The organism is Mycoplana azooxidifex (genome assembly GCF_014196765.1).
In the GTDB taxonomy this organism is placed as follows: domain Bacteria; phylum Pseudomonadota; class Alphaproteobacteria; order Rhizobiales; family Rhizobiaceae; genus Mycoplana; species Mycoplana azooxidifex.
In genome coordinates this window covers 488,253-502,221 of record NZ_JACIEE010000005.1, presented here as the reverse complement: position 1 = coordinate 502,221, position 13,969 = coordinate 488,253, and the positions used below count along the sequence as shown (strand labels likewise).

Here is a 13,969-nt window from a genome sequence, read left to right as displayed (position 1 = left end):
AGGAGAAGTTTCATGACGATCCATCAGTCCCCCGAGGATGTCGTGCAGGTGCCGGCCGGAACGGCCACCTTCAAGAGCCGCCATCCCGAGACGATCGCGCTCCACGGCGGCAGCTTCCGCTACGATCCCTCGAGCGGTGCGGTGGCCGTGCCGATCTACCAGACGAGTTCCTTCCAGTTGCCCGGAACCGACGGCGCCGACAAGCTCTTTGCTCTCGAGGCCCCCGGCCATCTCTACACACGCGTGTCCAACCCGACGCAGGATGCCTTCGAGCAGCGGCTTGCCGAACTCGAAGGAGGCGCGGCCGCGCTGGCGCTCGCCTCCGGTCAGGCAGCTTCCGCCTTCGCCATTCTCAATGTCGCCCGGGCCGGTGACAACATCGTCAGTGCGGCCGGGCTCTACGGGGGCACCTGGGCGCTCTTCGCCGCGACGCTGAAGAGCTTTGGCATCGAGACCCGCTTCGTCGACGCATCGGATCCGGAAGCCTTCGAGAAAGCGACGGACGAGCGCACCCGCGCCTACTATGCAGAATCGCTGCCGAACCCGAAGCTGGAAGTTTTCCCCATCGCCGAGGTCGCCGCCATCGGCCGCCGCCATGGCGTTCCGCTGATCGTCGACAATACGGCTGCGCCCCTGATCATTCGCCCGCTGGAGCACGGTGCTGCGGTCGTCGTCTACTCGACGACGAAGTACATCGGCGGCCACGGCACGTCCATTGGCGGGGCGATCGTCGACAGCGGCACGTTTCCCTGGGCCGAGTATGCGGCGCGCCAGCCGAACCTCAACGAGCCGGACCCGAGCTATCAGGGCAAGACCTGGATCGAGAAGGCGGCTGCGATTGCATTCCATCCCTATATCCTACGCGCCCGCGCCGTGCTGTTGCGCGATCTTGGCGCGGCGATCAGCCCGCAGAACGCGTTCCAGTTCATCCAGGGCCTCGAGACGCTGCCGCTGCGCTTGCGCCAGCATAACGAGAATGCGGTAAAGGTCGCCGAATACCTCAAGAATCACCCGAAAGTCGAACGGGTGATCTTTCCAAAATTCCAGCAAGGGACCGCACGCGAGAGGGCGGAACGATACTTCAAGCCCGGCCATTTCGGCGCGCTGGCCGGCTTCGAACTGAAGGGTGGACGCGAGGCGGGGCGCCGCTTCATCGACAGCCTTCAGCTCTTCTACCATCTTGCCAATATCGGCGACGCCCGGTCGCTGGCGATCCATCCCTCGACGACGACCCATTCGCAGCTCTCGCTGGAAGACCAACTCGCGACCGGCGTCACGCCCGGCTACGTGCGCCTTTCCATCGGTCTCGAACACCCCGACGACCTGATTGCCGATCTGGAGCGCGCCATCGGGCTGGCGTGAGGTAAAGTCCGGCGAGGACTTTCGGCAACCCGGCGTGCTTCCTCGCGCCGGGTTCTTCTGTTTAAAGAGAGGGTGTCGCAAGCCCGGCCGCGCGGGCTCCTCGCCTCAAGTAGCCTCACGCAGCAGGCGCTATGAAAATTAAATCTATAAAAATCATAGAAATTAGAAAGACAGGTCATTCTCTTTCTCCATGCTCCAGCATAAGGTTGGGGCAATCGAACTCTGGAAACAGATGGGATCGGAAATGTCCGTAGAATTTATCAGTATTACGTATCCAAACGAGTCCACCGACATAGCACCGATTCCGGGCGCGCCTGTCGATCCGAAATATCTCGTCCGCTACGCCCGCGCATTGGAAGATGCCGGCTTCAATTACACGTTGATCCCCTACGATTCTTCTTCCTTTGACAATTTCACCATCGGCGCGACCATTGCGGCCGTCACCTCCCGCCTTAAACTGATCATCGCGCTTCGCCCCAACACGATCTATCCGACGGTGGCGGCCAAGGCGCTTGCGACCCTCGACCAGTTGTCGAACGGCCGTGTCGTCGTGCATTTCATCGCCGGCGGTAGCGACGAGGAACAGGCCAAGGAAGGCGATTTCCTGACCAAGGAGGAGCGTTACGCCCGTCTGGAGGAGTACATCGCCATTCTCAAGCGCATCTGGAAGGAAAAGGAACCCTTCGATTTCGACGGCAGGTTCTACCAGTTCAAGGGTTTTCGCAGCGCCGTTCGTCCGGCGCAGGCGGCCATCCCCGTCTCGGTCGGCGGCTCTTCCGCCGATGCTTTCCGGATCGGCGGGCAGGCGGACATCTTCGGCCTCTGGGGAGAGCCGCTTGCGGAAACCCGCCAGCAGATCGACAGGGTGCATGGCGAGGCCGCAAAAGCCGGTCGCGCCGAGAAACCGCGCATCTGGGTGACTTTCCGCCCGATCATCGCCGAGACCGATGAACTGGCATGGGCAAGGGCGCATCGCATCCTGGACAATCTCAACAAGCACAATGGCGGCGGTTCCAAGCCGCAGCCGCAGAACATCGGTTCGCAACGCCTTCTCGATTTCGCGTCGAAGGCTGAGGTCCATGACAAGGCGCTGTGGTTTGCGCCGGTCGCGGCTACCAATGCACGAGGCGCCTCGACCGCGTTGGTCGGCAGCCCCGAGACCGTGGCCCGCGTCATTCTCGACTACGTGGATCTCGGTGCCGACCTCATCTCGATCCGCGGTTACGACAACCTCTATGACGCGATCGACTATGGCCGCTACGTTTTGCCGCTGGTGAGGGAGGGGCTGGCAAAACGCGGCCTGGACCTGCCGGGCGTCGCCGCCGAATAGCGCCCGGCTTCAACCACTCTTCAAGATAGTAGATCCATATGCCAAACCTGAAGCCCACTGCCTGGGCCACGCCCAGCGTGCGCCCGATCGACCTCGCTCGTCTTGACGACATCGTCCGGAGGATCGCCGGGTATGCGCCCGTCCATGACGCGGAAGGTACCTTTCCGTCCGAAGCGATCGACCTGCTCCATCAGGCGGGCCTTCTGACAGCAAGCGTCCGGCCGGAACATGGCGGGACGCCCTTCGGCATCGCCGATCTGGTGCGTCTCGTTTCCTCGATCGGCCGCGGCGATCCGTCGGCGGCGCTGATCGTGCTGATGAACCTGCAGTTTCATGCCGGTCAGGCAAGCGGGTCCTGGCGCTCGGTCGCTCCTCACCTCTACGAGAAAATCCTGTCGGAATCGCTCGATCGGCCGACCTTGATCAATCCCTTGCGGGCGGAGCCGGATCTCGGCGCGCCTGCCCGCGGCGGGCTTCCTGCGACCAGGGCGCGCTACAGCCGCGAAGGTTGGGTTCTGTGCGGACGGAAAATGTTCTGCACCGGCTCTACCGGCCTCAGCTATCATCTGCCCTGGGCCGTGACCGACGAGGCCGAGCCGCGCGTCGCGGAATTCCTTGTACCTGCCTCCTCGGCCGGCATCAGCATCATTCCTACCTGGGATCATCTGGGCCTGAGAGCAACCCAGAGCCACGACATCGTTTATGATCAGGTTCTGGTACCCCACGACCACATCGTCAATCCCGAGGTTATCACCGCGGAAACCAAGCAGGACGCCCGCTCCGTCGCGCCGGCCGTGCTGCTCATCCAGTCGCTTTATCTCGGCGTTGCGAGGGCGGCGCAGGAGGCCTTTGCCCGCTTTGCGCATCAAAGGGTTCCGGCGAACCTCGGCAGGTCGATCGCAACGACCGAACATATCCGCTCGGCGGCCGGCCGGATCGAACTCAGCATCATCCAGGCCGAATCCCTGCTCTACCATTTTGCCGAACGGATGGACGCGGACGACGAAACTGCATTTGCCACCGTCACTGCGGCCAAGACGCTGATTTCCGCCTCGCTGATAACGGCCGTCGAAACGGCGCTCAAGACGCTCGGCAATCCCGGGCTATCTCGGAACAACCCGCTCGAACGGCATTTCCGCGACGTGCTCTGCTCGCGCATCCATTCACCGCAGGAAGATTCCGTCCTTCTCACCGCCGGCACCGAGAGCCTGCGGCGCCACAACCCCAGTATCTAAAATCGCCACTCAACAAGGAGACCTATCCATGACCCGCATTCTCAACGATTCCGGCCGTCTCAAGCTCATTCTTGGCGATGGCATCCTTGATGTCGCCCGCGCCAGCGACGGACGTTTTGCCGCCGACCCGCAGGCAATCTATGGAGAGTGGGACGCCTTCGTCGAATGGGCCAACTCGGCCACCCGCTCGGCGGAAGAGACGCTGCCTCAGGGTGGCCGCGTCGGCTCGCCGGTATCGGCACCGCGCCAGATCATCGGCGTCGGCCTGAACTACCATTCGCACGTTCTCCACTCGGGCCTGAAGACCCCGACCGAGCCGGGCGTTTTTGCCAAGTTCTTCACCTCGCTCGCCGGCCCCTATGACGAAATCCCGCTGCCGAGCGACGTGGTGCTGACCGAGGCGGAACTCGCCGTGGTGATCAAGCGCGAAGCCTTCCACATCTCGGAATCCGAGGCATTGAGCCATCTGGCGGGCGCGGCCGTCGCCCAGGACCTGATGGATCCCGCTTCGGTCGTCAAGATCCCGAAGCTCGATGGCGGCCCCGGGGCCAACTATCTGAACCCGTCGAAGTCGCTTGCCGCCTTCACGCCGATCGGCCCGCAGGTGGTATCGCTCGACGAGGCCGGCGATCTCGGCAATCTCGACATCGAGCTCGACATCAACGGCACGCCGGTCCAGCGCGGCAACACCAACGACCTGATCTTCGCCGTGCCGGAGCTGGTCGCCCGCCTGTCGCGCAAGCTGCGGCTCCTGCCGGGCGACGTGATCCTGACCGGCAGCCCGCATCGCCTGCACGAAGCCGAAAAGCTTGCGCTGAAGGCCGGCGACAAGATCCGCGCCACGGTCCGCGGGCTGGGCGAGCAGCATTCGGTGGCGGTCTCCGTCGCCCGTGCCGCGGCCGCCTGAGCCTGATACGATGAGCACGGTCGTCCTGCAGACGCTCGAAACCACGCCGCAGCGGGAGCTTGTCCCGCTGCGCTGGTACGCCCCCCGCAACGTCGTGCGGTTCCTGTTGCCAGTCGCAGCGCTTGCCGCCTGGCAGACCGGCAGTGCGACCGGACTGATCCAGTCGCAGACGCTGCCATCGCCGACCGAAGTCGCGCGGACGTTTGTCGAACTTTTCGACACGGGCGATCTGCAGGCGGCCATGCCGGCCTCGCTGGCGCGGGCCGGCGCCGGACTTTTCCTCGGCCTTCTCATCGGCATCGCCTTCGGCCTTATCAACGGCCTGTCCCGGTTCGCCGAGGAGATCTTCGATTCCACCTTCCAGATCGTCCGACTTGTGCCGTTCATCGCGCTGGTGCCGCTGTTCATCATCTGGTTCGGGATCGGCGAGGAGCCGAAGATCATCCTGATCACGCTCGCCTGCGTGTTCCCGGCCTATCTCAACACCTATGCCGGCGTGCGCAATGTCGACAGCCGGCTTGTCGAGGCGGCGCGCACCTTCGGCCTCTCGCCGTTGCAGATCACGTTCCAGGTGCTGCTACCCGCCGCCCTTCCGAGCGTGCTGGTGGGGGTGCGGTATTCGATGGGCATCTCGCTGCTTGCCCTCATCGTCGCCGAGCAGACCAACAGCCGTGCGGGGATCGGCTACCTCATCTTCGTCGCAAGCGGGGCGATGCGCATCGACATGGTCGTCGCCTGCGTCCTGATCTACGCGGCCCTTGGCATCGTGATCGACCTGGTGATGCGCCTCATCGAGAAATCGGCCCTACCCTGGAGATAAGCACATGAACGTGGCAACCAATCCCCGGCAGCTTGTGGCCAACGACGATGGTGAACCTGCGCTCGTCAGCGAGTTCCTGGCAGCAGACAGGCGCGAACCGGTCGTGCACTTCACAGGCGTCGCCAAGAAATTCGGAACCCAGACCATCCTCGACAAGGTCGATCTGACGCTCCGTCAAGGTGAGTTTGTCGCCCTGCTCGGGGCGTCCGGCTCCGGCAAAACGACGTTGCTGCGCATCCTCGCCGGCCTGGACCAAGCCAACGAAGGGGACCTGCGTGTTGCGCCGAACCGTTCCGTCGTCTTCCAGGAGCACCGGCTCCTGCCTTTTCGGCGGGCGTGGCGCAACGTGCTGCTCGGCACACGCTTCGGGCGCAATGCCCGAGCCGTGGCGGAGAAGGCGTTGGCCGAGGTCGGGCTGGCTGCAAAGGCCAATTCCTGGCCGAAACATCTTTCCGGCGGCGAGGCACAACGCGTGGCGTTGGCCCGCGCGCTGGTACGGGCGCCGGCGCTGCTTCTCCTCGACGAGCCATTCGCAGCGCTCGACGCACTGACCCGCATCCGAATGCATGCGCTGGTCGAAGCCCTGTGGGCGGAGCACAAGCCGGCCGTCCTGATCGTCACCCATGACGTGGACGAAGCCATCCTTCTCGCAGACCGGATCCTGGTGCTGAAGGACGGACGTTTCTCCCTCGATATCGACGTCTCTCCAGCGCTGGTGCGCAATCGCAAGGCGCAGGAAGACGCCGCCGAGGACGTCAACCACCTGAAACACCGGCTTTTGTCCGAGCTCGGCGTCTCGACAGGCGCGCAAATCCAATAATCGTCAACGGAACATCAAGGAGATCGGAAATGAAGATACTCGAGACGGCAACGCATAGCGGCGACTTCCGCTTCGGCAGCGTGCTGGCACTGGGCGTGACCGCCCTGGGGATGGCCGTCGTTGCAGGCCCGGCCGCCCAGGCACAGCAGTTGACGCTGGTCGTCGGCCAGAACGGAACGGAATTGCAGCCGGGATGGGATGCATCCGGCATCTGGAAGGACGCACCCTACAAAATCGAATTCGCAACCTTCCCGAACGCCGTCGAGAATGCGACAGCACTTGCCGCCGGCCGGGTCGATGTCAGCTATTTCGCGCAGTTCACCGCCATCCAGGCCCAGGCCGCCGCCAATCCCGACTGGACCAAGGAGACCGTGCCCTACAAGTCCATCGTCGTCGCGGCGACAGCCGACACGGTGAACCACGAACGCTTCGTGACTGTGGCGTCGAAGGCCTCAGGCATCACCGAGCTGACCGCCGATGCGGTGCGCGGCAAGCGCTGGGCCTCCTCGCCGGGCGCCACCAACTTCCTGCTTTACCTCCAGAGCCTGAAGCACCTCGGCCTGACGCCGAAGGACGTCGTTCCGGTGACGCTGAACAACGAGGCCGGTGCGCTCGCCCTTCTGCATGGCGAAGTGGACCTGGTGTCCGGCGCGATCGACTCCTATGCCACGGCCGTCGCCGGCGGCGCACGGGTGATCGCCAAGAGCGGTGACGTCGGCCCCGGCAGCCCCGGTGGCCTGATCGCCAATTCCGGCTCGCTTGCCGACCCGGCCAAGGACGCGGCGATCCGCGATCTGGTTCACCGTTATGTCGAATACCAGAACTGGTACAACACGCATCCGAAGGAAGCCAAGGAAGCGCTGGTCAAGGTGCGCAAGCTGACGCCGCAGAACGCCGATTTCATCTGGTCCTATACCCGCGTGCTGCCCCAGCCGATCGACGAGGCGCGTATCGACGAGGCCCGCAGCATTGCCGCGGTCACCTATGATTTCGGCGCGATCGGCAAGCAGGTCGACACGTCGCTGGCCTATGATAATCGCTATACCGACACGATCACGGACGCATTGAAGGCGACGAAGTTCGAGGACAATCTCAAGCAGTCTCTGGCCAGCGAGTGAGGACGACATTATGACACGCTATATCATCATCGGTGCCGGCGCTGTCGGCGCAAGCCTTGCGGCCCAGTTCGAAAGCGCCGGCATCGCCTATGCGCTTGTTGGACGCGGCGCGCAGATCCGTCATATCCGCGAGCACGGGCTGACCTACCAGCGGCCGACCGGCACGCAGCAGATCCGGCTCAACGCCTTCGATACGGCCGATCCGCCGGAACTCAAGGCCGACGACGTTCTCGTTCTCGCCGTCAAGGCGCAGGACGTCGAGGACGCCACGGCATTCTGGGCGCGCCGTCCGGTGGCAGACAAGCTGGAGACCGCAGGCTTTGCGCTGCCGCTCGTGACGCTGCAGAACGGCCTCGCCGCCGAGGCCGTGGCAAGCCGGCGCTTTGCCCGTGTCTATGGCGCGAGCATCCTGACACCAGCCCGCTTCACCGAGGTCGGCACCGTCGTCGCCGGCGGTTCGCCCCAGGTCGGCGTCGTCACGCTCGGCATTTATCCGAGTGGCCTGGACGACCTGGGCAGGGCCATTGCCGGTGATCTGGTCAAGGCGAATTATCTCGCCGAGGCCCGCTCCGACATCACGCGCTGGAAGGCCGCCAAGCTGGTCTACAACGTCAAGAACGCGCTGGAAGTCTTCGAGGGCAGTGCCGAGGATGTCGCCTCGATAGGCGAGACGTTGTCGCAGGAGGCGACGCGCGTGCTCAGCGCGGCCGGCTACGAGATCGCCCAACCGTCCGAGCGCCAGGTCAGCGTGGCTGGCTGGGGCGCTGCGCCCGACAGCGGTATCAAGTCCGGCCAGCAATCGACCTGGCAAAGCTTTGCGCGCGGCGTTCCCAACGAGATCGATTATCTCAATGGCGAGATCGTCCAGCTCGGCCGTATCCATGGCATCGAGACGCCGTGGAACCAGGCGGTGCAGGAAGCGGCGGCCAGATTGGTCTTGACGGGAGGGCAGCCTGGCTCGATCTCGCTTGCCGAGGTGCGTACCATTGTGCGGGAAAGCCCGCTTGCCGCGTAAGACGACATGCGAGGTCCCGGCGGTGCCGGGGCCTCGCCAGATAATTCAAGTGGAACCGACCAGCGGTAGAATTGATGAAAGCCTCCATACGAGACGAAATACTGAATGTTGCGGGCACCTTGTTCTACACGGAGGGCATCCGCACGGTGGGCGTGGATCGCATTATCGAGGAGGCGGGCGTGGCCAAGGCCACGCTCTATCGACATTTCGCGTCGAAGGAACATCTCGTCGCTGCCTATCTGAGCGACCGCCATGTGCGTGTGCTGCGTTCGCTTGAGGACGTGCTGACGGCCGTAGCCGCGCCGCGCGATCAGGTCCACACCATTTTCGAGCGGCTTCACGACAAGGCGGACAGCCCGGAATTCCGCGGCTGCGCCTTTGCGCTGGCGGTGGCCGAACATGGCGAATCCGAACGGGTCGTGACGATCGCCCGTGAACACAAGCGTTCGGTCCGGAACATTTTTGTGCGGATACTGGAAAGCGCCGGCGTGACCGCGCCGGGCCCGGCTGCCCATCTGGCGCTGCTTTACGAGGGAGCGCTGGCGACGGTCGCGGTCAATCGCGACCCGTCAGCGGTCCTCGCCGCCAAGGACGCCGCTCTTGACGTCTTCGACTGGTCACAGCGCAACTCAAGCGGAATCAACTGATCATGCCTGTCATCGACTACTACTTCGGGATCGGTTCGCCCTGGTCCTATATCGGTCTCGACCCGCTCCTGGACCTTTCGCAGCGATTTGGTGTGGCAATCCGCCCTGTGCTCATCCCGCTCATCGAGGAAAACGGCGCGATCTATTCCCGCAACCGGCCGGAGGCGCGCCGCGCCTACTGGTTCACCGACCTTCGCCGCTGGGCGGAGTTTCGCGGCAAGACATTGAAGCTCGAAGGCCGCGGCAGCCTGTCCGATCCCACGCCGGCCGGATTTCTTGTTCTCGGTGAGATTGTCGACGGCGGAGTCTGGGCCGAACTGGCGAAAGTCCTGCAGGCTGCCCTGTGGGAAAAGGGCCTGGACATCGGCGATGCGGCGGTGCGCAGGTCGGTGCTCGAAGCGGCTGGCTTCGATGCTGCCAGGCTGGAGGGCAGGGCTGCGAAGAGCGATATCGCCGCAGCATGGAAAGCAAACTATGCCGAGGCCGTGGAACGCGGCGTCTTCGGATTGCCGACATTCCACTTCGACAACGAGCTGTACTGGGGACAGGACAGCCTTCCGTTTCTCGAACGCCATCTGGAACGGTCCAGGGTGCCGGCCTGATCGGCAAGGGCCTTTTGCGCCGATCATATTCACTCAACCGCGATCCGTTTGGCGCCCAAGGCGACGGCTCGTCGCTTCATGACTTCTTTGCAGGAGATGAGATCCGTGCCTCTTCAAATACCAGGCCCGCTGGTCAAGACGGACTGGCTTGCATCCCATCTCGATGGTTCTGACCTGATCGTTCTGGATGGCAGCTTCACCATGCCGAGCGTCCAGCCGGAGGCGCGGGGCCTGGAGGATGAAACTCCGGTCGAGACCGGATTGGCGAGCGATGGGGAGGCCAAGGCATGAGCGTGCTTCCTGCCGCATTCCTGGACGCGCTGTCAGCCCGCTTCACCGACCGGTTTTCCACCGCGGTCGCGGTGCGCGAGCAGCACGGCCATGGGGAATCGCACCATACCGGCGTCATTCCGGACGGGGTGGTCTATGCGGAAAGCACCGAAGAGGTTTCCTTCGTTGTCGGGCTTTGCGCCGCTCATGATATCCCCGTTATCGCCTATGGCGCGGGTACGTCGCTCGAAGGGCATCTCATTGCCCTGCGGGGCGGCATTTCGCTCGACCTGTCACGGATGAACCGGGTGACGAGGGTCAGTCCATCCGATCTCGACTGCACGGTTCAGGCCGGAGTCACGCGCGAAGCGCTCAACAGCCACCTCCGCGACCAGGGGCTTTTCTTTCCGATCGATCCGGGTGCGAACGCTTCGATCGGCGGCATGGCCGCCACGCGCGCCTCGGGGACGAATGCCGTCCGCTACGGCACGATGCGGGAGAACGTCCTGGCACTGACGGTCGTGTTGCCGACCGGCCAGGTCATCCATACGGGCGGGCGAGCGAGGAAATCCTCGGCGGGATACGATCTGACACGGCTTTTCGTGGGATCGGAAGGAACGCTCGGGATCATCACCGAGGTAACGCTTCGGCTCTATGGCATTCCGGAAAGCATCTCAGTTGCCCTTTGTTCGTTCGACGATGTCGGGCAGGCGGTGGAGGCGGCAACCGCGATCGTCCAGCTCGGAGTCCCCGTCGCACGCATGGAACTGATGGATCGTGGCTTGATCTCGGCCGTCAACCGCTATTCCGGCCTCGATCTGACAGTGGATGACAAACTGGCCTTCGAATTCCACGGCTCTCCCGGCAGCGTTGAAGAGCATGTCCGACTCGTCGGCGAAGTCGTTACGGACGCAGGCGGGCGGAATTTCGAGTGGGCGACGTCGCCGGAGGACAGAAATCGCCTGTGGAAGGCGCGTCACAACGCATTTTATGCGGTTGTTTCCCAGCGGCCGGGCGCAAAGGGCTGGTCATCCGATGTCTGCGTGCCGGTCTCAGAGCTCGGCAACTGCATCCTCCATGCCCGCGAAATCCTGAAGGGTTGCCAAGTGCCGGCAGCCATTTTGGGCCATGTCGGCGATGGCAACTTCCATGTGGTCTTTGCAGTCGACCCGGGTAATGCGGAAGAACTGGCGGAGGTTGCACGGCTCAACAAGAAGATGGTCCACAAAGCCATTTCCGTCGGCGGCACCTGCACCGGCGAACACGGTGTGGGCATCGGCAAGATGGCTTATCTGCGCGAGGAACACGGCGATGCCGTCGATCTCATGGCACTGCTGAAGCATGCCGTCGATCCTAAAGGCATCCTCAATCCAGGCAAAATCGTCGGACAGGCGTGACAGAAAGCATGACTGGGCGCGGCAGGTAGGCCGCTCCCTGCCTGCCGATTTTCTCCGCTTCAAACACCACTGTTTTCAAGCCGGCTCTTCAAGAAAATATAATCTATAAAAATAGTGGAAAATAGAAAGACAGGTCGTTCTCGCTTTTCCCGACTTGGCTAGAATGCCCGTCAACGGCAGGCCTGCCAAGGGACGCGGAGACGGTCTGCGGCTTCGTATAGCACCAGTTCAGCAAGGACATGATGATGACCGGTCGACACATCGAACAGGGACTGGAAGGCCTGCCGCGGCTGGTTTCGCTGGTCTGGCCCCTGGACGAAGCAAGGCAGGACGATGCCGATCTGGCCCGCGGGTTGAACGAACAACTGCTCGACAGGCTGGAATCGGCCTGGGGGCGGGGCCGCTCGTCCTACCAGGCCGCACCCTTCCTTGCCGATGCCCATCCGGCCGCCGGCTGGCAGGACCCGCACAGCCCGCGCGATTTCGCCTCTGCGCTGCTCCTGGTCCTCGACGAAAAAGGCCGGGAGATCGCTGGCCGGCCGTTCCAAGATCTCGATGACGAGGCGGCAGAGGCGATCCTGGTCTCGGTGACGGCGGGAGACGCGCCATCCTTCTCGCTGGAGGCATCGACCGGCTTTCGCGTCCTTCGTCAACTGATCTACGACATTCTCTTCAGCGACACCTGGGAACGGGCCGCCATCGGTTGGGGCTGGCTGGATGGCGATGTCCATGCGCCGGGCAGGGCCTGACATGGCCCGGCAGTATGATCTCGTCATCGTCGGAGGCGGCTGGGCCGGCGCCGTGGTCGCCGAAGAAGCCTGCCGCAGCGGGCTGCGGACCCTCGTTCTGGAAAAGGGGGAGACCGCCGGCCTGATCGGCTCGAATGTCTTCTACCGCCCGCGCGCCTCCAGCATCCCGTCGAAACGCCTGCCAGACCCCGTGCAGGAGACCTTCACGCTGCGCCATGACAGCCGGTCTCAATCCTTCCCGATGCGCAGTCTCGGGGCTTTCCTGGCAGGGCGCGGATTGGGCGGCGCCGGGCTTCTGTGGGGCGGCATCAGCGCACGCTTCCACCCGCATGGGTTCAGGTCGAAAAGTGCCTATCGGGTATTGCTCGAAAGGCCTTGGGCCAAAGATTTCGACTATTCGGACTGGCCGATCGGCTACGACGACATCGAGGCCGACTACGGCTGGGCCGAGGCGCTGCTGGGCGTTGCGACGACCGACGGGCTCCCCTCCGAACGATATCCGCGCTCCCGCCCTTTGCCCGGCAAACCTATCGGAATGGGCCGGAAGGCGGCGCTGCTGGCCGAGGCGGCATCCGCCATCGGCCTGAACGTCACGGAAATGCCGGCGGCGGTGAGCTTCGAGCCCTATACCAATCCGCTGGGCATCACCCGCGGGCTCAACGGCCGTTATGGCTATTCGCTGGCAACGCCGCTGAACACACTGTGGCCGGCAGCCGCCGCGACCGGCAATCTCGATGTGCAGACGGGCCATGTCCATCGGATCTTGCACCAGTCCGGCCGCGCGACGGGCGTGGTCTATTCCGACGAGACTGGCGAACGACGGACCGTATCGAGCCAGTTCGTGGCGCTCTGCGGCTGGACGCTGAACAATGTTCGCCTGCTTCTTCTTTCCGGCATCGGCACCCCTTATTCGCCCGAAAGCGGGGGAAGGGTCGGCCGCTTTTACGCCAACCATATCGGCGCATCCGCGCAAGGTTTCCTGCCTGCTCCGGTCCGTGAGGCAAGCTCGACCAATGCCGCCGGCTGGGCAAATTCCGATTTCGATCCGGGCGACCTGTCGGCCGACCATGTCGGTGGCGCTCGCATCCACGTGCCCGGATTGACCAACCTGTGGCGCGAATCTCCGACCGTCCCCGGCGATGCACCCCAATGGGGCGCCGGATGGCAGGAAGCTATCAAGGCCCATGCAGGCCGGGCCGCGAATGTCGGCATGCTGGGAGAGGTGGTACCGCACCGGCATCGTTACCTCGACCTGGACACGACCTACCGCGATGCCTGGGGAGATCCGCTGCTGCGGCTCAATTTCGACTGGCTGGACAACGATCGCCGCATGGTGCGCAAGGTCGGGGCGAAGCTGGACGCGATCCTGCGGCAGGCCGGAGCCTCTGTGTCGAAGAGCGGGACCGAGTTACCCGATCGCTACGACACCGTCCACTACACGAATTCCCATGCGACAGGTGGGGCCGTCATGGGGGAGGATCCCGCCACCTCGGTCGTCGATCCCGACCTGCAGTCCTGGGATGCCCGCGGCCTTTGGGTCGTTGGCGCCTCCGCATTTCCCACCAGTCCGGCACCCAACCCGACCTTAACGGTCATCGCGCTTGCCCGCAGGGCGGCGCGAGCGCTTGTCCGCCAGTCGGTCGGCGCCAGAATGTCCGAAACAGTCTAACCCCCCGCCATCACGATCCAGGAGAAAC

14 protein-coding genes are annotated in these 13,969 nt (G+C 63.8%); all 14 read left to right on the top strand.

Translation table 11 applies throughout. The features are described from left to right. Positions 1–12 precede the first annotated feature (12 nt). The 14 genes from GGQ64_RS14210 to GGQ64_RS14145 all read left to right on the top strand — a co-directional run bounded on the left by GGQ64_RS14210 (position 13) and on the right by GGQ64_RS14145 (position 13,941). Positions 13–1,362: an O-acetylhomoserine aminocarboxypropyltransferase/cysteine synthase family protein gene (locus GGQ64_RS14210; RefSeq protein ID WP_183805322.1), complete on the top strand. Its 1,350-nt coding sequence runs from the start codon at positions 13–15 to the stop codon at positions 1,360–1,362. 244 nt (positions 1,363–1,606) lie between these two features. Next, positions 1,607–2,692, top strand: coding sequence for an LLM class flavin-dependent oxidoreductase (locus GGQ64_RS14205; RefSeq protein WP_183805320.1), 1,086 nt, complete (start codon positions 1,607–1,609; stop codon positions 2,690–2,692). Between the two features lie 38 nt (positions 2,693–2,730). Continuing rightward, positions 2,731–3,927 carry an acyl-CoA dehydrogenase family protein gene (locus GGQ64_RS14200; RefSeq protein WP_183805318.1) on the top strand — a complete coding sequence of 399 codons (1,197 nt, stop codon included), beginning with the start codon at positions 2,731–2,733 and terminating at the stop codon, positions 3,925–3,927. 28 nt (positions 3,928–3,955) lie between these two features. Continuing rightward, entirely contained in the window at positions 3,956–4,834 is an 879-nt protein-coding gene (locus GGQ64_RS14195; RefSeq protein WP_183805316.1) for a fumarylacetoacetate hydrolase family protein, read from the top strand. Between the two features lie 10 nt (positions 4,835–4,844). Continuing rightward, complete coding sequence (locus GGQ64_RS14190) at positions 4,845–5,654, top strand: ABC transporter permease (protein ID WP_183805314.1); 810 nt, start codon at positions 4,845–4,847, stop codon at positions 5,652–5,654. 4 nt (positions 5,655–5,658) lie between these two features. Next, complete coding sequence (locus GGQ64_RS14185) at positions 5,659–6,474, top strand: ABC transporter ATP-binding protein (protein ID WP_183805312.1); 816 nt, start codon at positions 5,659–5,661, stop codon at positions 6,472–6,474. A 29-nt stretch (positions 6,475–6,503) separates the two neighbouring features. Then, positions 6,504–7,592, top strand: coding sequence for an ABC transporter substrate-binding protein (locus GGQ64_RS14180; RefSeq protein ID WP_183805310.1), 1,089 nt, complete (start codon positions 6,504–6,506; stop codon positions 7,590–7,592). 10 nt (positions 7,593–7,602) lie between these two features. After that, positions 7,603–8,607 carry a ketopantoate reductase family protein gene (locus tag GGQ64_RS14175; protein ID WP_183805308.1) on the top strand — a complete coding sequence of 335 codons (1,005 nt, stop codon included), beginning with the start codon at positions 7,603–7,605 and terminating at the stop codon, positions 8,605–8,607. 74 nt (positions 8,608–8,681) lie between these two features. Continuing rightward, complete coding sequence (locus GGQ64_RS14170) at positions 8,682–9,254, top strand: TetR/AcrR family transcriptional regulator (RefSeq protein ID WP_183805306.1); 573 nt, start codon at positions 8,682–8,684, stop codon at positions 9,252–9,254. Then, a complete protein-coding gene (locus GGQ64_RS14165; protein ID WP_183805474.1) occupies positions 9,254–9,856 on the top strand; it encodes a DsbA family protein in 603 nt (200 codons plus the stop codon). Before GGQ64_RS14170 ends, GGQ64_RS14165 begins: the two co-directional genes overlap by 1 nt. 105 nt (positions 9,857–9,961) lie before the next feature. Next, complete coding sequence (locus tag GGQ64_RS14160; protein WP_183805304.1) at positions 9,962–10,147, top strand: rhodanese-like domain-containing protein; 186 nt, start codon at positions 9,962–9,964, stop codon at positions 10,145–10,147. Continuing rightward, complete coding sequence (locus tag GGQ64_RS14155) at positions 10,144–11,523, top strand: FAD-binding oxidoreductase (protein WP_183805302.1); 1,380 nt, start codon at positions 10,144–10,146, stop codon at positions 11,521–11,523. The genes GGQ64_RS14160 and GGQ64_RS14155 overlap by 4 nt, the downstream gene beginning before the upstream one ends. A 245-nt stretch (positions 11,524–11,768) precedes the next feature. Further along, positions 11,769–12,272: a hypothetical protein gene (locus GGQ64_RS14150; RefSeq protein ID WP_183805300.1), complete on the top strand. Its 504-nt coding sequence runs from the start codon at positions 11,769–11,771 to the stop codon at positions 12,270–12,272. 1 nt (position 12,273) lies between these two features. After that, positions 12,274–13,941 (top strand): GMC oxidoreductase, encoded by a 1,668-nt coding sequence (locus GGQ64_RS14145; RefSeq protein WP_183805298.1) that lies wholly within the window; start codon positions 12,274–12,276, stop codon positions 13,939–13,941. Positions 13,942–13,969 lie beyond the last annotated feature (28 nt).

Excerpts from the sequence above, each read along its gene's own strand:
- GGQ64_RS14195 (WP_183805316.1), top strand. The coding sequence starts at position 3,956 with ATGACCCGCATTCTCAACGATTCCGGCCGTCTCAAGCTCATTCTTGGC.
- GGQ64_RS14175 (WP_183805308.1), top strand. The coding sequence starts at position 7,603 with ATGACACGCTATATCATCATCGGTGCCGGCGCTGTCGGCGCAAGCCTT.
- GGQ64_RS14150 (WP_183805300.1), top strand. The coding sequence starts at position 11,769 with ATGACCGGTCGACACATCGAACAGGGACTGGAAGGCCTGCCGCGGCTG.
- GGQ64_RS14210 (WP_183805322.1), top strand. The coding sequence starts at position 13 with ATGACGATCCATCAGTCCCCCGAGGATGTCGTGCAGGTGCCGGCCGGA.
- GGQ64_RS14145 (WP_183805298.1), top strand. The coding sequence starts at position 12,274 with ATGGCCCGGCAGTATGATCTCGTCATCGTCGGAGGCGGCTGGGCCGGC.
- GGQ64_RS14185 (WP_183805312.1), top strand. The coding sequence starts at position 5,659 with ATGAACGTGGCAACCAATCCCCGGCAGCTTGTGGCCAACGACGATGGT.
- GGQ64_RS14200 (WP_183805318.1), top strand. The coding sequence starts at position 2,731 with ATGCCAAACCTGAAGCCCACTGCCTGGGCCACGCCCAGCGTGCGCCCG.
- GGQ64_RS14170 (WP_183805306.1), top strand. The coding sequence starts at position 8,682 with ATGAAAGCCTCCATACGAGACGAAATACTGAATGTTGCGGGCACCTTG.
- GGQ64_RS14205 (WP_183805320.1), top strand. The coding sequence starts at position 1,607 with ATGTCCGTAGAATTTATCAGTATTACGTATCCAAACGAGTCCACCGAC.
- GGQ64_RS14190 (WP_183805314.1), top strand. The coding sequence starts at position 4,845 with ATGAGCACGGTCGTCCTGCAGACGCTCGAAACCACGCCGCAGCGGGAG.
- GGQ64_RS14155 (WP_183805302.1), top strand. The coding sequence starts at position 10,144 with ATGAGCGTGCTTCCTGCCGCATTCCTGGACGCGCTGTCAGCCCGCTTC.
- GGQ64_RS14180 (WP_183805310.1), top strand. The coding sequence starts at position 6,504 with ATGAAGATACTCGAGACGGCAACGCATAGCGGCGACTTCCGCTTCGGC.